The sequence below is a fragment of the Desulfovibrio sp. 7SRBS1 genome (assembly GCF_049723905.1).
Taxonomy (GTDB): Bacteria; Desulfobacterota; Desulfovibrionia; order Desulfovibrionales; family Desulfovibrionaceae.
The window spans coordinates 3,748,889-3,770,102 of record NZ_JBJKFD010000001.1; the positions used below are offsets into that span (position 1 = coordinate 3,748,889).

15 protein-coding genes are annotated in these 21,214 nt (G+C 57.2%); 5 read left to right on the forward strand and 10 right to left on the reverse strand.

Annotation, left to right across the window (positions count from 1 at the left end):
* Position 1: 1 nt before the first annotated feature.
* Entirely contained in the window at positions 2-1,204 is a 1,203-nt protein-coding gene (locus ACI0FJ_RS16650; protein ID WP_424305213.1) for an MFS transporter, read from the forward strand.
* A 747-nt stretch (positions 1,205-1,951) separates the two neighbouring features.
* On the opposite strand, the gene ACI0FJ_RS16655 is transcribed toward ACI0FJ_RS16650, so the two are convergent.
* The 7 genes from ACI0FJ_RS16655 to ACI0FJ_RS16685 all read right to left on the reverse strand — a co-directional run bounded on the left by ACI0FJ_RS16655 (position 1,952) and on the right by ACI0FJ_RS16685 (position 10,957).
* Positions 1,952-3,088, reverse strand: coding sequence for an ABC transporter permease (locus ACI0FJ_RS16655; RefSeq protein WP_424305214.1), 1,137 nt, complete (start codon positions 3,086-3,088; stop codon positions 1,952-1,954).
* 6 nt (positions 3,089-3,094) lie between these two features.
* Positions 3,095-4,225, reverse strand: coding sequence for an ABC transporter permease (locus ACI0FJ_RS16660; protein WP_424305216.1), 1,131 nt, complete (start codon positions 4,223-4,225; stop codon positions 3,095-3,097).
* Entirely contained in the window at positions 4,225-6,309 is a 2,085-nt protein-coding gene (locus ACI0FJ_RS16665) for an ATP-binding cassette domain-containing protein (protein WP_424305217.1), read from the reverse strand. The genes ACI0FJ_RS16660 and ACI0FJ_RS16665 overlap by 1 nt, the downstream gene beginning before the upstream one ends.
* Before the next feature lie 2 nt (positions 6,310-6,311).
* Positions 6,312-7,388 (reverse strand): HlyD family secretion protein, encoded by a 1,077-nt coding sequence (locus ACI0FJ_RS16670; RefSeq protein ID WP_424305219.1) that lies wholly within the window; start codon positions 7,386-7,388, stop codon positions 6,312-6,314.
* Entirely contained in the window at positions 7,385-8,077 is a 693-nt protein-coding gene (locus tag ACI0FJ_RS16675; protein ID WP_424305221.1) for a TetR/AcrR family transcriptional regulator, read from the reverse strand. Before ACI0FJ_RS16675 ends, ACI0FJ_RS16670 begins: the two co-directional genes overlap by 4 nt.
* A gap of 1,450 nt (positions 8,078-9,527) precedes the next feature.
* On the reverse strand, positions 9,528-10,391 hold the full coding sequence (locus ACI0FJ_RS16680) for a hypothetical protein (protein WP_424305223.1): 864 nt from the start codon (positions 10,389-10,391) through the stop codon (positions 9,528-9,530).
* A gap of 266 nt (positions 10,392-10,657) precedes the next feature.
* Positions 10,658-10,957, reverse strand: coding sequence for a late competence development ComFB family protein (locus ACI0FJ_RS16685; protein ID WP_424305224.1), 300 nt, complete (start codon positions 10,955-10,957; stop codon positions 10,658-10,660).
* Positions 10,958-11,790: 833 nt separating this feature from the next.
* Between ACI0FJ_RS16685 and ACI0FJ_RS16690 the strand changes: the two genes are divergently transcribed.
* The 4 genes from ACI0FJ_RS16690 to ACI0FJ_RS16705 all read left to right on the forward strand — a co-directional run bounded on the left by ACI0FJ_RS16690 (position 11,791) and on the right by ACI0FJ_RS16705 (position 16,473).
* A complete protein-coding gene (locus tag ACI0FJ_RS16690; protein WP_424305226.1) occupies positions 11,791-12,930 on the forward strand; it encodes a DUF362 domain-containing protein in 1,140 nt (379 codons plus the stop codon).
* A gap of 471 nt (positions 12,931-13,401) precedes the next feature.
* On the forward strand, positions 13,402-13,836 hold the full coding sequence (locus ACI0FJ_RS16695; protein WP_424305228.1) for a cytochrome c3 family protein: 435 nt from the start codon (positions 13,402-13,404) through the stop codon (positions 13,834-13,836).
* Positions 13,820-14,788 (forward strand): hydrogenase small subunit, encoded by a 969-nt coding sequence (locus ACI0FJ_RS16700; RefSeq protein WP_424305230.1) that lies wholly within the window; start codon positions 13,820-13,822, stop codon positions 14,786-14,788. Before ACI0FJ_RS16695 ends, ACI0FJ_RS16700 begins: the two co-directional genes overlap by 17 nt.
* Positions 14,789-14,817: 29 nt before the next feature.
* Entirely contained in the window at positions 14,818-16,473 is a 1,656-nt protein-coding gene (locus ACI0FJ_RS16705; protein ID WP_424305232.1) for a nickel-dependent hydrogenase large subunit, read from the forward strand.
* 117 nt (positions 16,474-16,590) lie between these two features.
* On the opposite strand, the gene ACI0FJ_RS16710 is transcribed toward ACI0FJ_RS16705, so the two are convergent.
* From ACI0FJ_RS16710 to ACI0FJ_RS16720, 3 genes are all read right to left on the reverse strand, one after another.
* On the reverse strand, positions 16,591-17,220 hold the full coding sequence (locus ACI0FJ_RS16710) for a CatB-related O-acetyltransferase (RefSeq protein ID WP_424305233.1): 630 nt from the start codon (positions 17,218-17,220) through the stop codon (positions 16,591-16,593).
* A 503-nt stretch (positions 17,221-17,723) separates the two neighbouring features.
* Positions 17,724-19,043: an HlyD family type I secretion periplasmic adaptor subunit gene (locus ACI0FJ_RS16715; RefSeq protein ID WP_424305235.1), complete on the reverse strand. Its 1,320-nt coding sequence runs from the start codon at positions 19,041-19,043 to the stop codon at positions 17,724-17,726.
* Complete coding sequence (locus ACI0FJ_RS16720; RefSeq protein WP_424305237.1) at positions 19,040-21,187, reverse strand: peptidase domain-containing ABC transporter; 2,148 nt, start codon at positions 21,185-21,187, stop codon at positions 19,040-19,042. Before ACI0FJ_RS16720 ends, ACI0FJ_RS16715 begins: the two co-directional genes overlap by 4 nt.
* Positions 21,188-21,214: the final 27 nt, after the last annotated feature.

A 21,214-nucleotide genomic window follows, 5' to 3' on the forward strand; every position in this document is an offset into this window, starting at 1 on the left:
TATGAAAGCCCTTTCTCTTTCCCGCTTGGGATCGTTCGGCCTGGAAAGCCGGATAGTGCTGATTGCCACGCTTGTGCAGTTCGTCAACGTCATGGACTTCATGATGGTCATGCCGCTGGGGCCGGATATTTCCAAGGCTCTGCCCGTGACCAATGCGGATATTGGGCTGATCTGCGGTTGTTATACCCTGGCCGTGTCCTTTTCCGGACTGGTGTGTTCCAACTTTTTGGACCGTTTCGACAGAAAGCATGTGGCGCTTGCAGCAGTTGCCGGGCTGACCATAAGCACCATTCTGGCACCTCTTGCCCAGGGGCTTTGGAGTCTGGTTTTTTATCGGGTTCTGGCCGGTTTGTTCGGCGGCCCGGCAGCAGCCATAGCACTTACCATCACCACAGACGCGGTGCCCCCGGAGCGCCGGGGCCGCGCCCTGGCCATTGTGATGGGAACCTTTTCCATTGCGGCAATCGTGGCGCTTCCGTTCGGTTTGGAGCTGGCAAGGGTTGGCGGGTGGATGTGCCCGTTCTACGTCATTTCCGGCGCAGGCCTGCTGGTGATGGGCGTTATCCTGGTCTATATGCCGTCCATGACCGACCATAAAAGGGCGGGCAAAACGCGCGGATCATTCATCAAGCTGGTCCGGGACAAGGCAAACTACATGGCGCTTTGCATGTTCGGCTCGTCCAAATGCTCCTCGTTTCTGATCATCACCAACATTTCCGCATTTTTTCAGCTGAACAGGGGCCTGCCCCGCGCGGAACTGAGTGTGCTGTATTTTGCGGCAGGTGTTGTAAGCCTTGTGGCCGTACAGATTGCCGGACGGCTGAACGATCGGGTTGGGCCGATAGCCCTGAACATCGTGACCACGGCATTTTTGGTGGCATTCATTGCCGACGGATTCATGCACCTCAACGTCACGCCGCTTCTGGTCATCTTTGTCATGTTCTCGGCTCTGGTCTGCATGCGCGATGTCTCGGCTGCGGCGGAAGGCTCCAAGATCCCGCAACCCTACGAGCGGGCGTCCTTTATGGCCTTGATTTCTTCGGTGCAGCATTTCGGCAACGGCGTTGGAGCGCTGATTTCCTCGGCCATTTTGACCACGTCCGCGGACGGAGCTTTGGTGGGGATGGCGGTGGTGGCGGGGTTGTCTATAGTATTGGCCTTAATCCAGCCTATAGTATTGGTGAAGTTGGCCGCGCGATATTGATTTATGGCCGCGCGATTTTTGCCCTCGGCTTTGTTGCATTTGGTTTCGCTTCGCATCTGGGCTGCTGAAAAAGGCACGATAGCTGCGTTACTGCGAAAAATTGAGCTCGCTCGTGTACAAAAAAAGTACATGTCGCGGCTCAATTTTTCTGGCGCCTTGCTCTCGCACCTTTTTGAGCAGCCTGCGAAGTCGGGATGGGCAAAAGAAAAGTCGCGATTGATGTCCTCGCTTGCGAAACCAAATGCGCCTTGCCGGAGAACAAAACTTACACGGCCATGGGAGGAGTCTAAGATTTAATAAGGTAAGCCAGCCAGCCTGCTGGATTGGCCTTAAAAGCTGATTACCCCCCCATAATAAAGGTTTCTGGAAAGGGGAGCGCAGGGGGAGAACCTCTTTCAAGAGGTTTCAGGCTGTCGGGAAAGGCCTGATAGCTGCGTTGCTGATTGATGAAGGCCGCGTGATTTTTGCCCTCTGCTTCGTTGCATTTGGTTTCGCTTCGCGGGCCGTATTTACATATACTGTCCTCGCTTGCGAAACCAAATGCGCCTTGCCGGAGAACAAAACTTACACGGCCATGGGAGGAGTCTAAGATTTAATAAGGTAAGCCAGCCTGCCTGCTGGATTGGCCTTAAAAGCTGATTAACACCCCCCATAATAAAAATTTCTGGAAAGGGGAGCGCGAGGGGAAGAACCTCTTTTAAGAGGTTTCCCCCTCGCATCTCTTCTCTTTTCCCATCTTTTCCCCCCCTACTCCAAATTCTTCCTGAAATTCATTGCAGCGAGGGCGATAAAGGCCACGGCCAGGAGGCATTGCCCGATGACGGGTCGGACGAGGTCTTGGAATCCGACGCCTTTGATGAGCACGCCGCGCAGTATTTCCATGTACCAGCGCAGGGGGTTCAGGTAGGTGGCGTACTGCACGGGCACGGGCATGTTTGCCACGGGGAACATGAACCCGGAGAGCAGTATGGAGGGCATGAGGAAAAAGAAGGCGGTGAGCAGCGCCTGCTGCTGGGTGCGGGCGCTGACCGAGATGATGAGCGCAAGCCCCGTGTTTCCGGCCAGGAACACGCCGCTGAGGACGTAGAGGGTAAGCCAGCTTCCTCGGACCTGTATGTCGAAGATGATCATGGAGAGGAAGAGCATGACGGTCATGAGGATGTAGCCGATGATGATAAAGGGCAGGCACTTGCCCAGAATGAATTCCGAGCCGCGGATGGGCGTGACCATGATCTGCTCTATGGTGCCTATTTCCTTTTCGCGCACAATGGCGATGCTGGTCAGCAGCAGGGTGACGACCACGAGCATGACCGCTGTAAGGCCGGGCACGTAAAAGTATTTGCTCTCCATGTTCGGATTGAACCAGGCGCGGGGCGCAATGGAGACGTTGGAAACGGGTGCGCCGGGTGGGCGGAGTCCGGCGCGGTCCATGCGTCGGGCAAGCACCTCGGCATTGAAGTTCTGGACGATCTGCATGGCATAGCCGTTGACCAGGGCGGCGGAGTTGGAGTCCGTACCGTCGGTGATGACCTGCACGGCGGCGGTGCCTCCGGATATGATGTCTTTGGCAAAGCCGGGCAGGATGACGATGGCGGCGCGTGCCTCGCCCGTGTTCATGGCGTGGTTGACGTCTTCGGGCCCTTGGGCCACTTCGATGACCTTGAAATAGTGGCTGCCCGTGAAGCGGGAGAGCAGTTCGCGCGACTGCGGGGTGTGGTCGCGGTCCATGAGTATGGTTTCCACGTTGTCCACGTCCGTGGTGAGGGCAAAGGCGAAGACCGTGAGCTGAAGCACGGGCGCGACAAAGATGATTATCCGCATTTTCGGGTCGCGCAGGAGTTGCAGGAACTCCTTGACCAGCAGGCGGCGGAGGCGGAGCAGCATGTTTTTTTACTCCAGTTTGAGTTTCATGCGTTTGTGGCACAGGGCAATCATTATGGCCGCGTACAGGCTCAGCAGCAGGGCATTCAGCCAGAGGATTTCCAGGCCGATGCCCTTGAGGTAGATGCCGCGCAGGATGGTGATGAAGTAGCGGGCCGGGATGATGTAGCTGAGCAGCTGGATGGGCCGGGGCATGTTGGCAATGGCAAAGACGAATCCGCTGATGATGAGCGTGGGCATGTAGCTGCCGATAAGCGCGGCCTGGTTGGCCAGCACCTGTTTTTTGAGGTTGATGCTGATGAGCAGGCCGAAAAAGAGCGCGCCGGTAAGGAATATGGCGGCCATGGCAAAGAGCAGCCCGGCATTGCCGCGTATGGGCACGTCGTAGATCCACTGGCCCATGGCAACGGATATGGCGACGTCGAACATGCCGACCACAAAGTGCGGGGCCACCTTGCCCAGCACCAGCTCGGGCACGCGCACGGGCGTGCTGATGAGTTGTTCCATGGTGCCGGTTTCCCATTCGCGGGCCACGGTTACGCTGGTGAGCATGGCGGCGATAACCACCATGACCACGGCGATGATGCCGGGGATGATGGAGTTCTGGCTGCGCATGTCCTGGTTGAAGAAGGTGCGCCCGTCCAGACGCACGGCCGGGGCCACATGGCGGCCTGCCAGTTCGGCGCGGCGCAGGGTGACGTTTTGGTTGAATATCTGGCCCACGGCTTCGGCGTAGTTCAGGGCCAGACGCGCGGTGTTGGCGTCCGAGCCATCGGCGACCACCTGTATGGCGACCTCGCGGCCCGAGGCCACGGCCTGGGCAAAGTCGCCTGGAATGACCATGCCCAGTACGGCGCGGCCCCTGGTCAGGTCGCGGACAATGGGGTCGTAGCCTTCGCAGGTGCGCACGTCGAAATAGGCGGAGCCGCGCAGCAGGCTGAGAAATTCGCGCGAGGCCTGGGTCTTGGACTGGTCCCAGACCACGGTGGGCACGTTGCGCAGGTCCAGGCTGAGGGCGTAGCCGAAGATGAGCACCAGCATTATGGGAATGGCAACGGCCATTACCAGACTGCGCCAGTCGCGCAGCACGTGCAGAAATTCCTTGCGGGTTATGGCCAAGAAACGCCGGAAGCTGAACATCAGACAGCCTCCTTATGTGTGGTTTGCTGCCCTTTCTCTTCAATTCTGTCCGCTTCTTCTATGAGCGACACAAACACGTCCTCCATGGACGGGGTGATGCGGCGCAGCCGGTCCAGACGCATGTCCTGCTGTTTAAAGGCTGCACGGATGTCGCGTTCGGCGGCATCGGCATCGTTGCAGACCGCGTGCAGGCCCGCGCCGAACAGGGCGGCTTCGCGTACCGAGGGCAGGGCAGTGATGGTGTCGAGCATGTTCTGGGGCTGGGCGCAGCCGATATCCACAATGACGTCGTGCATGCGTTCGGTCTTGAGGCGACCGGGCGAGCCGAGCGCGATCATGTTTCCCTTGTAGATGAGGGCCACCCGGTCGCAATATTCGGCCTCTTCCATGTAGTGGGTGGTGACGAACACGGTAACGCCCCGTGTGCTCATGTCGTGAATCAGGTCCCAGAAGGTGCGGCGGGCCACGGGATCGACCCCGCTGGTGGGCTCGTCCAGAAAAAGGATGGGCGGTTCGTGCAGAACCGAGCAGGCAATGGCCAGCTTCTGTTTCCAGCCGCCCGAGAGCGTCCCGGCCATGTCTTTTTCGTGCCCGCTCAGGCCGGATAGACGTATGGCCCATTCGCGCCGACGCTTCAGATGGTCGCCGGACAGACCGTAGATTCCGCCGTAAAAGTCGATGTTCTCGCGCACGCTGAGGTCCTCGTACAGGGAGAACTTCTGGCTCATGTAGCCGATGCGCTGCTTGACCTCTTCCGGGTCCTTGCGGATGTCGAATCCGGCCACCACGCCCGTGCCGTCACTGGGCGGGAGCAGACCGCAGAGCATGCGGATGGTGGTGCTTTTGCCCGCGCCGTTGGGGCCGAGGAAACCGAAAATTTCACCGCGCGGCACTTCAAAGGAAATGTCGTTGACCGCCACGAACGAGCCGAAACGCCGGGTCAGGTTTTCCACGCGCACGGCCATGCCGTTGTCAAAGGTTTGGGCGGGTGTGCCCGAAGATTCCGCAGCATCGGCTTGGGAGTCGTTCAGGGAGGTTTCCGGCACCGCTTCCGGTGTCTTTTTCCGGCTGACCATGCTCAGAAAAATATCTTCCAGGGAGGGCGGTTCGACCTCCAGCGAAACCACGGGGATCTTCGCCTGCTGCAAGGTCTTGGACAGACCGGGCAGCGTGGCTTCCGGTTCCGGGCAGGAGATGTGCAGGCTGTTGCCGAACAGGGCCATGTCGCCGAGTGCAGTGGAGGCGGAGGGAGTTGCACCCTGGTCCGACCCACTGTTGGGACCACTGTCGGGGGCGGAATCGGATTGAGTGCATATGCCTTTCAGCAGTTCGCGCGCCCGGCGCATGTCCTGGCTGTTGTGGCCCTGCAGCTTGATGATGCCGCCCGGCGTCTGGGCGCGCAGTTGGTCCGGGGTGCCATGGGCCAGCAGTCTGCCATTGTCCAGCAGGCCCACGCGGGTGCAGCGTTCGGCCTCGTCCAGATAGGCGGTGGTCACCAGAATGGCCACGTCCTGCTTGAGCAGGGTGTAGAGAATTCTCCAGAAATCGCGCCGGGAGACCGGGTCCACTCCATTGGTGGGCTCGTCCAGCAGCAGGACCTTGGGCGTATGGATAAGGGCGCAGACCAGTTGCAGTTTCTGCTTCATGCCCCCGGAAAGGCGTCCGGCCTGGCGCTTCTTGAAAGGCCGCATAAAACTGAAGTCGAGCAGGTCGTCGATGCGTTTCTCCCGACCCTTGCGCGGCTCGCCGTAAAGGTCGGCGTACAGCTCTATGTTTTCCTGCACGGTAAGGTCCGGGTACAGGGCGAAGCGCTGGCTCATGTAGGCAATGCTTTCCTTGACCTCGCGGTAATTTTTCCGGGTATCGAATCCGGCCACGCTGGCCGTGCCCTCGTCCTGGTCCATAATTGCGGCCAGCATGCGCAGGGTGGTGGTTTTGCCCGCGCCGTCCGGCCCGACCAGTCCGTATATTTCACCGGGCCGCACCTGAATGTTCAGGTCCTGCACGGCCTGGACGCCGGTTTCCGGCGGTCCGAAGCGCTTGCACAAACCCTGGGCGTGTATGGCGAATTCCTCGGTGACCATGTTCAGTTTCCGTTGTTTTTCGGTGCGGTCCCGTTGTTGGATGTATCGTACAGGTCAAAGCGGATACGGGCGTCCGCGGGCATGCCCGGCTTGAGCAGCAGGTGGGGATTCTCCGTGGTTATCTTGATGCGATAGACCAGCTTGACCCGTTCTTCAAAAGTCTGAACCTGCTTGGGCGTGAACTCGGCCTCGGAGGCTATGAACGTGACCCGGCCCTGAAAGACGCGGTCCGGGTAGGCATCCGTGGTTATTGTCGCCTTCTGCCCCAGGTGCAGTTTGCCCAGCTGGTTTTCCGGCACAAAGCCGCGCAGCCAGATGTGGGAAAGGTCGGCCAGCTCCACCACGGGCGATCCCGCGTTGAGGTATTCGCCGGGCTCGGCGGCCTTGGTCAGAACCGTTCCCGTAACCGGCGAGGTCAGGGATGTGTATTCCAGGCGGCGTTCTGCCTCGCGCAGGGCCTCGCGGTTGGCCGCAACCTCGGCCCGGGCCTGTTCTATCTGTTCCACGCGGAAGCCTTCCTTTTTCAGGCTGAGGGCCTGGCGGGCGCTCTGCACCCCGGCCTGGGCAAGATCGTATGCGCTCTGCGCGGTCTTGAACCGGGTGGAGTAGAGTTCGGCTTCCTGCTTGCTCACCACCTTTCTGGCGAACAGGTCGCGGTAGCGGTCGTTGTCCGCGCGGGCCTGTTCCAGCTCCGACGCGGCCTTTTGCACGTCCGCCCTGGCCTGGGAAAGCGCGGCTCTGGCTTCCTTTATTTCCTGATTGCGGCTGCCATGTTCGAATTCGTCCAAGGCGGCCTGGGCGCGGTTCAGGTTGGCCTGTGCCTTGGCCTCGGCCAGTTCCTGGTCCGTGGGGTCCAGAAGGGCGATAAGCTGGCCCTGGGTAACGGAATCTCCCTCATCCACCAGCCGTTTGGTCAGGCGGCCGGGAATGCGAAAGCTGGCCAGGACGCCGGTGACCTCCATGTTGCCGGAAAGCAGAAGCTCGTCGGGATTGGTGTTGGTTTGGGAGCGCAGCTCAAAATACCAGAGCGCACCGCCTGCCAGAAGAACCAGCAGCAGGATGATGGCTATTTTCTTCATTGTTGTTCCTCCGGCAGCGTTTGTAATTGGGATGCGTTGCCCGAAGCGGTTGCGGAAGTGTGTGCAGAAGCGTCGGGGGACTGGCTGGACAACATCATATCATACAATTGGATGATGTGGTCGGCCATGTCGTCCGGGTTTACGGGCAGCAGGCCGTCGTTGCCTTCCAAGGTACGGGCGCGCGTTATCATGGGAGTGACAAGGCTGGAAAACATGAGCCCGGAGACGATGTTGAGGTGCGCCAGCAGGGGATTGAAGGGCGTTTTTTCGGTTTCGTCGTTGGAGAGAACGCTCAGCGTGCAGCGCAGCACCCGCATGATGGCGCGCAGCACGTTTTCACTCATGTTCACCCCGCCGGTTGCCAGCTCGTGCAGCATGATGCGCGGAAAGGGCGTTTTTTCGGAAAAGACATGTGCCAGCAACCGGATAAGACGCTGGAGCCGTTCGGAACGGGTGCCCTGCATGGCCTTTACCTGTTGCTCCAATGTCTCGGCCAGCGGCTCGAAGTGGTGCAGCAGGAGCGCCTCGAACAGGGCTTTTTTGTTGCCGATGTGATAGTAGATGGCGGCCTTGTTGACCCCGGCGGCCTGGGCAATGGCATCCATTTTGGCTCCTGCGTAGCCCTGGCGGGAGAAGACCAGGGAGGAGGCTTCTATAATGCGTTCTCTGGCTGGAATATTTTTGTTCATGATGGGTCCGTTCGTCTTAACTGAAAGGTTTAACCATTTGATGTAACCAAACGGTTAAACCCCATGGTTACATGTGTCAAGAGGGAGCCATATAAAAATAATGCCCGGCAATGAAAATACGTCGATGCGTGTAATCACTTTGAAAGTAAGGAGAAATAATTAAAAAGCGCGTGGGTGTTCAAAACGCTGCTGCAGAAAAGGGACCCGGAATGCGGTGCACTTCCGCATGCCACTTGAGTTGATTTTTTTGAGCCTACCGCAAAGCTGTCGACTTTATCCTTCTTTATTTGACAGATAGGCGGATAAAACGACACTCTATGCAATGCCGGATTTAAAATATGACTTCTATGGGGGCATTCGTTTTCATGGTTTTTTACTATGTACTTCTGCCGTCTTGGCAGGTTCGGGCGGAGGCATAATCGACGAGCACTATGAGTGCTTTAATGACCTGCTTGGAAACGCTCAGTGATTGGCAACATTCTTGGCACTCGCCCATTATATAGGCATATTCAAGAGGCCCAGACGTGTTTTATTTAGAGACCCGTTTCGCCATATGATGGGGGGGAATGGGAAGTGTGTATTCTTAGCTATTGGCATGTTTTGTGCTTTTACTCGTGATGAAAAGCACTGAACTCAGAGGAGGAAAAATGAACTCTGCTCAAATCAAATCCGTAATTTTTTCGGCCGCATTGATCTTGGTCATGGTGTCTCTGCTGACTGTGCCTGCGTTTGCCGGAAAGTTGAGTATTATGAATACGGACCAAAACAATCCGTATCTAGTTCGGTATGAGGATTTAACATTTGGCTCTACTAGTCATCAGGTAATGTGCGTAAGTCCGGGAGAGTCTACGTTTGTTGATCGGCTTATAAACGCATACACGTGGATAGCTGTTGTGCGTTCAAAATGCCCATGCAGTTCCTTTGGTACAGCAGGACACTGGGGCGAATGCTACGGAGAGGATGTTGTGGAGTATACGGTCAGCGGAACCCCTACAGCTTTTCGAAAATTTGTCGTCACAATAGCGGATGGCCCAACCGCAATTATCGCTGAACAAAAATAGTGGCATCAAGTTCTTGATTATTTGAAGGAACGTTGATTTATCTTCTCCCTTCCCATGGCAATACCAAACTTATGCTCTGTAACGTGATTTTCCTGTACCAAGCAGAAATCTCCTTTATACCCTGCAACCTGACTATTAAAACAGATACAAATCAGCTTCTGCTTCAAAAAGACTGCTTTTGCGCTGAAACATGCGGCTGCATAGTCCCCGCCAGTACCCCGGAGACCTCGCACAAACGGATTTTGTATGGATATACAATGCCGAACCGTTTGGTGTGATCGTCTTGCTACAAACAAAATACCCGACAAATCGTTTTCGGGAGTACAGAAACAGGATGCAATGGCGGGGGAGGGGGATAGCCGGAACAGCCGGATTTGGCAGAGACGCGGCTATTCGTTCTCGCGGGCCTTGGCCATGGTGAGACGATGCATTTCCGTATGCCACTTGAAGGAAAGGTCGGCCATCAGGGAAAAGGCGTTGGAGCAATCCACCACTGCCCATTGCAGGTGGCGTCCCTTATCGGTGAAAATCCATTTTCCTTCTTCCATGAACTGCAACCCCACGTCTTTGCGTCCGGGCAGGGGGAGGGCCATGTCGTTGCGGAAAATGGCCGAGAACCACAGCTCCAGCAGGCCGGAGTTGTTGGGGCCTTCCACCTGCAGGTTGATGATGCAGCGCTGCCCCAGGCGAAAGAGCTTGTTGATCTGCCTGTCCGTAAAATTCAGGTTGCCCACGCGGATGCCGCCGCAGGAGATGTTCACCAGCCTGGGAAGGTCGCGCCCCAGTTCTTCGGGGATGGTCACTATCGGTTCGCCCAGGACTTCCATTGTGGACGGCAGGCCAGACTCCGGCATGGACCAGATTGTCGCGGATTTGAGAGTGTGGGGCGGCAGGGATGTACGCAGGGAACCGCGCCGGGAAAAACTGTTGAGCATGCGTGGAAAGTCTATCCCCAAAATGTGCCGTCCTTTTTTGGTGGTGCCGACGCGCGTGACAGGGGAAGTGAAATTGTAAAAAAACTTTTCGCCTTTGACGGTCTTGGTCAGAAAGCACTCGACTTCGCGTCCCACGAGCTTTTTATCCAGCCGCAGGGTGGAGGGCGGGTCAACAAAGAGTTCCGTGTCCGTCACTTTGACGATGAGACACGATGCCAGCTTGTTTTTAAAGTATCCTTCCTTGAGGCGTAGATCGAACTTGTTTTGAAAGTCTGCCGTCTCCTCAAGCAGGGCTCTTATTTCCTTGGCATTTCTCATAGTCGAATCGCTGTTCCGGGATTTCTTTCGAACGCGAGTGGTTCTTGGGGCACCTTCCCCCTGTGTACGTGTGGGGTGGCATGCGCAGTCTCCAGATGTCCACCAGGCGGACAGGGAATAGTATGCGGTATCATTTTTTCGCGGAAACTACCTTTGTACGGATGGCTGGCGGCCAAAAGCGGGGGAGGCCCCACAAGGCGTTGCCAAGGGCAGATTTCCGTTGTTCCCGGAGCGGGGCTTCAGCACATATGCGCAGCGCCGTAGGTTCAGACGTTTTCTCCCTTTGCATACTTGGGGTTGGATCGCACCTTTTGGATGGCGACCCGCAAAGCCGCCATGATTTCTTCGTCGTTGACGCTTTCGCTCAGCACAATGGTCCCTTTCTGCTTGTACCTGGGCGGCAGGCAGTTCAGAGCCAGGGCGTAAATATCCTGAATATCCAAGGGGTCCGGGTCGTACTCCGGAATTTCCTCAAGCGCGCTTATGAGCTTTCGGGCAACCCTTGCTTCATTCTTGTTTTTTACCGAGCCAAGAAGATTGTTGATTACCTCTTCATAGCTTTCCATGGCGAACCTCCTCAAAGAACACTAACCCTTGTCTGTTATGTTGCCATGCTTCAAGGTGCAAAGCAAACATCTTTGACGAAATCGTATGATTTTTAACACGGAATAAAATCCGCTGGGCTGCATGCACAAAGGATTTCTGCGTAAATAGGCCAACACCGGCAGGCCGGGGCGTAACCGGGTGGATGCGGCCAGAGGGATGCGGCCAGAGGGATGCGGCCGGATGGATGCGGCCGGGCGGCGAAAAAAGACCATGTGGCAGATTGCCTTTTTTTAGTTGTTTTCTTGCCTGTCTGTCGTATCAGGCAAGAAAAAGAGAGGAATATGTATCCCTTTCAATTTGAGGCAGGGGTATACAATCGTAGTGCATACCGGCAGAGAAAAGCGCTGTATCGGCTGGTGGTTTCATTCCTGGAAGGGAGGATTTGACCAATCCTTGCCCCTCTCCGTATACTCCATCCGTTCATCAGGAGTTACCGATGGATTGCCGTGTGTTCCCCCAGACGGGGAATCCGGCTATACCGTGGGAAGAGCAACCACAGCCTGCCCTGCCCCTGCGATATCGATACCGCAGGATTGAATATGTGTATGGATTTTGCCGGAACAGACGACGAACTGGCGCGACAACAATCTTTGGCGCTGGCGCACAACCCATTGCAATGTGGAATGCGCTTCCTGCCAGGAAAAATTGTCCGTTCCAGGTTCCGGTGTGGAAAATAACGAGAAAGGCCGCAGCGTGTTTGAAGTGTCATCGTCTTGGGGTATGTTCTCTTGCGACCAGGCGTGACCACCAGGGAGCCGCTGCGAACGGCCATGAAATACCCGAGGGGAGAACAATGGAAAAATCAAATGTCTTCTTTACAGATTTCCGTACAAAGGCGTTCGGCGACGGACTGCCCACCAAGCTGAAAAATTTGATTCGCAAGGCGGGAATCGAAAATTTGGATATGGATGGCAAGTTCGTTGCCATCAAGATGCATTTCGGCGAGATGGGCAATATCAGCTATCTGCGCCCCAACTACGCCAGAGCCGTGGTGGATGTGGTCAAGGAGCTGGGAGGCAAGCCCTTCCTTACCGACTGTAACACCATGTATCCGGGCAGCCGCAAGAACGCGTTGGAGCATCTGGAATGCGCCTGGGAAAACGGCTTTACTCCGCTTACCGTTGGCTGTCCGATCATCATCGGGGACGGGCTCAAGGGCACGGACGACATTGCAGTGCCCGTGGAAGGGGGCGAATACGTCAAGGAAGCCAAGATAGGCCGTGCTGTCATGGACGCGGATATCTTCATCAGCCTGACGCACTTCAAGGGCCACGAGATGACCGGCTTCGGCGGCACCATCAAGAATATCGGCATGGGGTGCGGTTCACGCGCCGGAAAGGCCGAGCAGCACAGCAGCGGGAAACCCACCATCGTGGAATCGAAATGCCGCGGCTGCAAGCTCTGTTTGAAGGAATGTGCCAACAACGGCCTGAGCTTTGATCCGGAAACCAAGAAAACATCGGTCACCGAGAATTGCGTTGGCTGTGGCCGCTGCCTTGGCGCGTGCAACTTCGACGCCATCGTCTTTAAAGACAGGGCGGCTATTGCCGACCTGAACTACCGCATGGCCGAGTACACCAAGGCCGTGCTGGACGGGCGTCCGAACTTCCACATTTCCCTTATCGTGGACGTTTCCCCAAACTGTGACTGTCATGGGGAAAACGACGCGCCCATTCTGCCCAACCTTGGCATGTTCGCTTCATTTGATGCGTTGGCCCTGGACCAGGCCTGCGCGGATGCCTGTCTCGCAGCCACTCCGCTGCCCGGCAGCCAGCTGGCCGAAAATATGGCCAAAGCCGATTTTGTGGACCACTGCGACCACTTTTCCAATTCGCGGCCCGAATCCGAATGGCGTACCTGTCTGGACCATGCCGCTAAGATTGGTGTGGGGTCTCGCGAATATGAATTAATTAAGGTGAAAACCAGAAAATAGTCTGGCGTTTGTGATAGAGAGTTAAAAGCTTCGGGACGGCTGCGGGATGTTCCCGTGGCTGTCCCGAAGATATACGTTCCGGTGTAAAGGCTGGCGGGCTCCCGAAAGGGGCTTGTCAGCCTTTTTTTATGGGGTGCCCTTGGCCCGTTTTGGGGAGCCCCGTCTTCTTCTGCCGTTGCGCCGTCTGCAACGACTCTTTCTCCTTCTCTTGTTTTGTCCTGCCTGTCTGCGAATGCAACGCATCATTGGAGCGGGAGGCGCTGCCTACTGCATGTGTGTTGCAGAGACTCTGGTGTTTTAACGTGGCGCTCTCTGGCAAAGGGGCTGGTGCATGGGAAAACATAGCATTGAATATGATTTTTCAATTCGTGCTACGTGTGTTCTCTTATAATTTTACGATCAGATATTTACATCCGCATGATTTTATGCGTTAACATGAGCTAATACCATAATCTCATTTTGGAGGTGGGCATGGTCCGAAAACTTTACCTTGTCCTGATAGCGGCCTTTATCGTCGCCATCACCACTGTTGCTGCAATGGCGTTCAATGTTCCGGATGCCATTGTTCTGGAACGCCCTGAAAACAACAAAAAATTGAATCAGTGGGTGGGGCCGGTCAAGTTCCCGCATGGATTCCACGCCGTTCGGCAGGCCTGCAGGAACTGCCATCACAAGGAAACCGATGCCGACCTCGGCAAATACGTTGCCTGCAGGCAATGCCATACGGATGACGACCCGAACAACATCTCCGGGTTTTACAGGGCCTGGCATTCCGAGGGTCCTCCCAGCTGTCTGGGCTGTCATACGCAGATGCGTACCAGGGGCGGCAAAAATCCCGTCGGCTGCACTTCCGCCTGCCACAAGCCCAAAGAGTCGCAAGGAGCAACACATGCCAAACGGAAATAAATTCGACGCAATGAAAATGTTGGCCGGAGAAGGCAAGGACATCTCCCGTCGCGACCTGCTGAAATTCTGTGGTGTCATGGCGACGTTTCTCGGCATGGGGCCCGCCTTCGTACCCCAGATTGCCCATGCCCTTACCACCAAGAAACGACCCTCCGTGGTCTACCTGCATTGTGCCGAGTGTACCGGCTGTACCGAAGGCCTTCTTCGGGCCTACCAGCCTTATTTTGATGAAATCATCATGAACACCATATCCCTGGACTATTGCGAGACGATCATGGCGGCTGCGGGAGAAGCAGCCCATGCCGCTCTGGAAAAGGCGCTGCATAATCCGGAAGGATTCATCTGCGTCATCGAAGGGGGCATCCCCACCTATCATGGCGGGGAATACGGCAAGGTGGGCGGGGAAACCATGTTCCAGCTGTGCGCGCGGGTGGCATCCAAGGCCATTGCCACCATCGCCATGGGTACCTGCGCCTGTTACGGCGGGGTACAGGCGGCCGCGCCCAATCCTTCCGGGGCCAAGGGCGTCAACGACGCGCTGAAGGCCGTGGGAGTAAGCGCCATCAACATTGCGGGATGTCCGCCCAATCCCATGAACTTTGTGGGAACCGTGGTGCACCTGCTCACCAAGGGCATGCCCAAGCTGGACCAGTGGAACAGGCCGACCTTGTTCTACGGCGAAACCGTCCATTCCCGCTGTCCGCGCCAGGAGCATTTCAACAAGGGGGAGTTCGCCCTCAGCTTCGACAGTCCCGAAGCCAAGAAGGGCTGGTGCCTTTACCAGCTGGGGTGCAAGGGGCCGTATACCTACAACAACTGCCCCACGGCGCTGTTCAACCAGGTGAACTGGCCCGTGCAGGCCGGAGCCCCCTGCATAGGCTGCAGCGAGCCCAATTTCTGGGACGACTATTCCCCGTTCTTCCGTCCCATCATGGACGGACCGAAAAGCTGATCCGCCCGTAAGGAGAGAGGAGAACCCGCATGAGTAAAATGAATACAGGCAAGCGCTTGATCATTGATCCGGTGACGCGCATCGAGGGCCACCTCAAGGTGGAGGTGGAACTTGAAAACGGCAAGGTCAAAAACTCCTGGGTAGGCTCTCAGCTTTTCCGGGGGCTGGAGGTCATTCTCAAGGGCCGTCCGCCCGAAGACGCGCCCCTGTTCACCCAGCGCACCTGCGGCGTGTGCACCAATACCCACGCTTTAACCAGCATCCGGGCCATAGAGGACGCCTACGGCATCAAGGTTCCGCCCCTGGCCCAGCTGCTCCGCCATCTTATTCTGGCAACCCTCATCATCCACGACCATCTGGTGCACTACTACCATCTGCACGGGCTGGACTGGATAGACATGGCTTCGGCTGCCGGGGCCGATGCGGTAAAGGCGGGCAAGCTCGTGGCCTCCACCAGCAACCGCAGCGACGACCCGTCCGAGCTTTTCATCATCCGCAAGCGCCTGAAGGAATTCGTGGCCTCCGGGCAGCTCGGCTTTTTGGAAAACGCCTATTTCCTTGGTGGAAACAAGGCCTACCGCATGACGCCCGAGGAAAACCTCATCATGTCCGCGCACTATTTTGAAGGGTTGCGCATCCAGCTGGAACTGGGCCGCGCCATGGCCCTGTTTGCCGGAAAGAACCCCCATGCGCAGTCCATGGTGGTGGGCGGCATGACCTGCTACGACAGCCTGAACAAGGACGTGCTGGCCCAGTTCCTCCATATCTGGGAAAAGACCAGCGAGTTTGTGAACAACGCCATGATGCCGGATGTTGTGCTTATGTCGAAACGTTTTCCCGAGGCGTTTACCTACGGCAAAACATCCAACTTCTTTTCATTTGCCGACTTCTATGACCCGAAAACCGGAAAAAACCCGTACTTCACCTCGGGCGTGCTGTGGAAGAACGACTTCAAACGCTTGGAAAAGCTGGATATCGACCACATCGAAGAGCACGTAGCGCACAGCTGGTACAAGGGCGATTTGGCTCACAAGCCCTACGACGGCGTCACCGAACCGCTCTACACAGGCTTTGAGGACAAGGAAAAGTACTCCTGGACCAAGGCGCCCCGCTACAAGGGAGAGTCCATGGAGACAGGGCCGCTTGCCCGGCGCATGATCGCCTATGCCAGGGGCGAGAAGGAAACCAAGGCCATGGTTGATGGCGTGTGCAAGGATGCCGGCGTGAAGATGCCGCAAATGTTCTCGACCATGGGGCGGACCATCTGCCGCGTGGTGGAAACGGCCATGCTCACCAAACGCATGAAGGGCTGGATAGACGAAACCAACGAGCGCGTGGCGTCCGGTGACGACACCATCTATCAGAAGTGGAAGCCGCGCGACGGCAAGGGCGTGGGCCTGTGCTGCGTAACCCGCGGCGGGCTTTCGCACTGGATACGCATAAAGGGTGAAAAGATCGAAAACATCCAGCTGGTGGTGCCCTCCACCTGGAACCTGTCCCCCAGATGCGCCGCCGACAAGCAGGGTGCGGTGGAAGAGTCGCTCATGGGCTGTCCGTGTCCCGATCCGGACCGTCCTGTGGAGATTCTGCGCACGGTGCATTCGTTCGACCCGTGCATTGCCTGCGCGGTTCATTTTGTGGACAAGCGCGGCGGCACCGTGTTGAAGAAGGTCAACATCTCGTAATAGCATCCATGTCCGACACGTTCGGGCATGGCAGTATGTTTACGAAATCCCCGGGCAGCCATGTGGTTGGCCGGGGATTTTGGTTGTTTTTCGGAGGGCGGAAGGTTGTGAAAATGGTTATTGCCCGAACGCCTGGCGCAAGGCTGCAATGTCGCCCATCAGCAGGGCAAGGTTGCCCTTGATGCGTTCCTCGGGCCAATCCCACCAGCGGATTTTTTCCAGCAGCGCGATATCCTCGTCGGCAAACCGCTTCTTGATCTGCTTTGCCGGAGAACCGGCCACCACGCTGTAGGGCGCCACGTCCCTCGTCACAATGGCCCGCGACCCGATCCTCGCCCCGTCGCCGATGGTCACACCGGCCATGATAAGGGCCTCGAAGCCTATCCATACATCGTTTCCCACAACAATGTCGCCCTTGTTGTCCCAGCTGTCATTGATGGGGAGTTCGTGGTCCCACAGATCCCTGAAAATGGCGAACGGATAGTTGACGCAGGACTTTGCCTTGTGGTTGCCGCCGTTGAACAGGAACTTGGCGCCGTGGGCTATGGAGCAGAACTTGCCGATGATCAGCCTGTCGTTGTTCAGGACAGGGTAGTGGTACAGCACGTTCTTTTCCTGGAACTTCCGCGGGTCGTCAAAGTCGTGGTAGTAGGTGTATTCGCCCACTGTGATGTGCGGGTTGGTGACTGCTTCGCGAAGGTTGCAGGTGTTGTTGTCGCCGGGGCGGGGGAAGATGGGCTGAGGCATAACATTCTCCTTTCAGGCTGCTGAAAAAGGCACGATAGCTTCGTTGCTGCGAAAAAATTGAACCCGCTCGTGTACACAAAGAGTACACGTCGCGATTCAATTTTTCTGGCGCCTTGCTCTCGCGTCTTTTTGAGCAGCCTGCGGGGTGGTCCCGTGTGATTTTTGCCCTCTGCTTCGTTGCATTTGGCTTCGCTTCGCGGGCCGTATTGAATATACTGTCCTCGCTTGCGAAACCAACAGCGCCTTGCCGGAGAGCAAAACTTACCCGGCCATTAAATTGGGCAGTTCTACGAGCGTAAAAGTTTCTGGAAAGGGAGTGCAAAGAGAAAAACTCTCACGTCATGCGGCTGAAAACGACACGCTCGCTTCGTTGTTTAAGCAGCCAGCGAAATTGGATGTAATATTAAATTTGTCGTCAAAGTCTGAGAATACCTTTTTCCGTTGCCTGTCAACCGGGAAAGGTATTTTTATGAAAAGGGCCGCCGTCTCTCCTTGGCCGCCTCTTAATCCGCTTCCCGGAAGGCTTCGTCCAGCCCGCGGATGATGGGGGCCAGAAAATAGGAGATGAGGGTGCGTTGGCCCACGTTCATCTCGGCCGAAAGCTGCATGCCGGGGATAAGGCGGAAGCGCATGGGGATATTGCGCAGGTCCAGTTTGTCGATGCGCACCTTGGCGCGGTAGATCACGCTTTCGCCGGACTGTTGCAAAAAGGCGTCCGGGCTGATGACCGACACCGTGCCCAGCACCACGCCGTGGCGTTGGAAGGGAAAGGCCTCCAGCTTCATGCGCACCGGTCCGCCGGTCTGCACGCGTCCGATATCCTTGGCCGGAATTTCCACGTCCGCCTCCACGGTTCCACCGCGCGGGGCAAGCACCATCAGCGCTTCGCCTTCCCGAGCCAGCGAACCCGCGGCCATGTCTGCCACTTCCTGCACCACGCCGCTACGCGGGGCACGTAGCACGACCATTTCGCGGATGCGGTCGGCCTTTACCTGGCGTTGGTGGATTTCCTCCAGTTCCTGGCGCGCATCCACCAAGGACGAAGTCAATTCGGCCCGGTAATTTTTTTCCTGGGCGGACAGTTCGGCTTTGGCCTTTTTCAGCTGCTCCCCTGTCTGGACCGCAAGGTCCCCGGCTTCGGCGATTTTTCGTTCCACAACCCGCCGGTCTTCCCTGGCTTTCAGAAATTCCAGCTTGGAGCACATCCTTTTCTGGTACAGGTCGTGGTAGGATTCTTCAATTTCATTCAGGCTTTGCAGGGAAAGGCGCAGCCGGTTCTGTTCGTCCGCGCAGGCCTGGATTTTTTGGCGCAGGGTGTCCACCTCGTTTTTCAGCCCGGCGAGTTTGGAGTGCTGCAAGGCGATACGCGCCTCCATAAGCCGCACCTGGCCTTCCACCAGGGGATTGTCCGAGGGCGGCACGGACTTTCCGGCAAGTTCGGCCTCGATGCGCTGGGCAAGGGCCTGCAGATATTCCTCGCGGCTGGCTATTTCCGCGGCATCGGCTTCGGAAAAGGTCGGGTCCAGGGAGGCCAGCACCTGCCCCTTTTCCACCACGTCGCCTTCGCGCACGTTGATGGAACGGATAATGGCCGATTGAATGGGCTGGATGACCACAGGACGCTGGGCCGAAACAATGCGTCCCGGCGCGGTGACCATAATGTCCACCTTGCCCACACAGGCCCAGGCCACGGCAAAGGCGATAAGCCCCAGGATGAAGAACAGTGCCGCCCTGGCCGCAAAGGGCACCCGGCTGTCCATTATCTGCACCGCGTCGGGCAGAAAGGTCAGTTCGCTTTTTTTCAAGGCCCGTACGGAACTCATGCCGCCTCCATTCCCCGTGTCTGCTTTTCCCACAGGTTGCGGTAGGTGGGGGAAACAAGCAGCAGTTCGGTGTGGCTGCCAAGGGCGGTGATGCGCCCGTTGTCCATCACCAGTATACGATCGGCCCGGCGCAGGGTGGAAAGCCGGTGCGCCACAATGATCATGCTGCGCCCCTGGGCGATGCGTTCCAGGTTTTCCTGAATGCGGTACTCGCTTTCCGGGTCCAGGGCGGAGGTGGCTTCGTCAAAGATGATCAGGCCGGGGTCTTTCATCAGGGCCCTGGCAATGGCCAGCCGCTGCTTTTGTCCGCCCGAGAGGTTGGCCCCGTTCTCGTCCAGAATGGTTTCGTAGCCCTGCGGAAGCTTGCGGATGAACTCGTCGGCTCCGGCCAGTTTGGCCACTTCCACAATGTTTTTGAAGGACGATTGGGGGCGGGCCAGGCTGATGTTCTCCCGTACCGTGCCGTGGAATATGAAGTTTTCCTGCAAAACCACCCCGATGCTCTGGCGCAGGTGGGCAATGTTCATCTCCCGGATGTCCACGCCGTCAAAGGCTATGGTTCCCTGCTGCACGGGGTACAGCCCCTGGATGAGCCGGGTGAGGGTGGTCTTGCCCGACCCGCTGCGGCCCACCACGCCCACCACTTCGCCGGGGCGGACATCCAGGTTTATGTCGTCCAGGGCCGGGGTCTCGCCCGCGTTGTAGGAAAAGTGCAGCTCCCGTATGGACAGGCCGCCGCGAATCTTGGGCTTCATTCCCTTGCGTTCCAGGCCGTGCTCGGGCCTGCGGTTCATTATTTCGCCCAGCATGTTCACGGCCAGATGGGTCTTCTGGTACTCGTGCACCAGCTCCACCAGGCGGATGAGCGGCGTGGTCACATTTTGCGAGAGCATCTGAAAGGCAATGAGTGAGCCCACGGTCATGGTGCCGTCAAAGACCGAATTGACGCCTATCCAGATGACGCAGACCGTCATCAGCCGTTCCAGGGTTTTGATCATGGCCTGGCCCGCGGCGGCCATTTTTTCCACGGAAAAACTGCTGGAAACGGACGCGGCCGAGACCTGCTCCCACTTGCGGTTGCGCGACGGCTCCAGAGCCAGGGACTTGACCGTGTTCATGCCGGTGATGGTCTCCACCAGCAGTGCCTGCCTGCGTCCTTCCGCATCGTAGAGTTTGAGCAGCCTGTTGTAGAACGGCCGCAGCAGGCTGCCGATGCACAGGGCCGCGGTAAAGGCAAAGCCCAGCACTATGAAGGTCAGCTTGGGGCTGTACAAATAGAGGATGGGCAGAAAAACCAGCAGGGCGGTGGCGTCCAGGGCGGTTTCCAGCATGTTGCCGGTAAGAAATTCGCGTATCTGCTCCACCTGCTGCATGTGTTTGACCACCACGCCCGCAAAACTGCGTTCGAAAAAATCCAGCGGCAGTTTTACCAGCTTGGCAAAGGTGCGCATGGACAGGCGCAGGTCTATGCGCGAGGTGGCAAAGCGCAGCATGTATTCGCGCAAAAACCGCAAAATGCCCTCAAACAGCACGGCCCCCACAACGCCTATGCCCATCACCTGCAGCGTGGTTTCCGCATGGTGGGCCAGCACCCTGTCCACCACGTTCTGAAAATAGAGCGGGATGACAAAGCCGAGAAAATTCAGGACCAGCGCGACCAGGGCAACCTGGGTGAAGATGTTTTTTTCCAGCAGCACCTGGACGCCGAACCACAGCAGCCCGAATTTTTTTTCCTCTTTTTTGCGGATGTTCTTGAAAAATATGATTTCCCCGGTCCAGATGGCTTGCAGCTCCTGTCGGGTGAAGAACTGCATCCCCTTGGACGTGAAGATGGCCAGCTGTCCGTTTTTGGGGGAGTCTTCAGTTCGGAAGCCGGAAAAGACCGCGGTGTCGCCGGTTTTGAGTATGCCCAGGGCGGGCCAGGCGGCAGCAAAGGCATGCAGGCGTTTCCAGGGGACGCGGCGCACGCCGCACCGGAAGCCGTGTTCCGAGGCCATGCGCAGAAAACGGGAAACCGCGACCGTATCGCCGGAAAGAGCATATTCCCGGCACAGTTCGTCCGCATCCGTATCCGTGCCGTGGTGCCGCAAAATGGCGGAAAGGCTGGATACGGCAGCAATGTTCAGCCTTTTGGTTCGGGACATACGGCCTCTGCTTTGCGTAATGGTGTC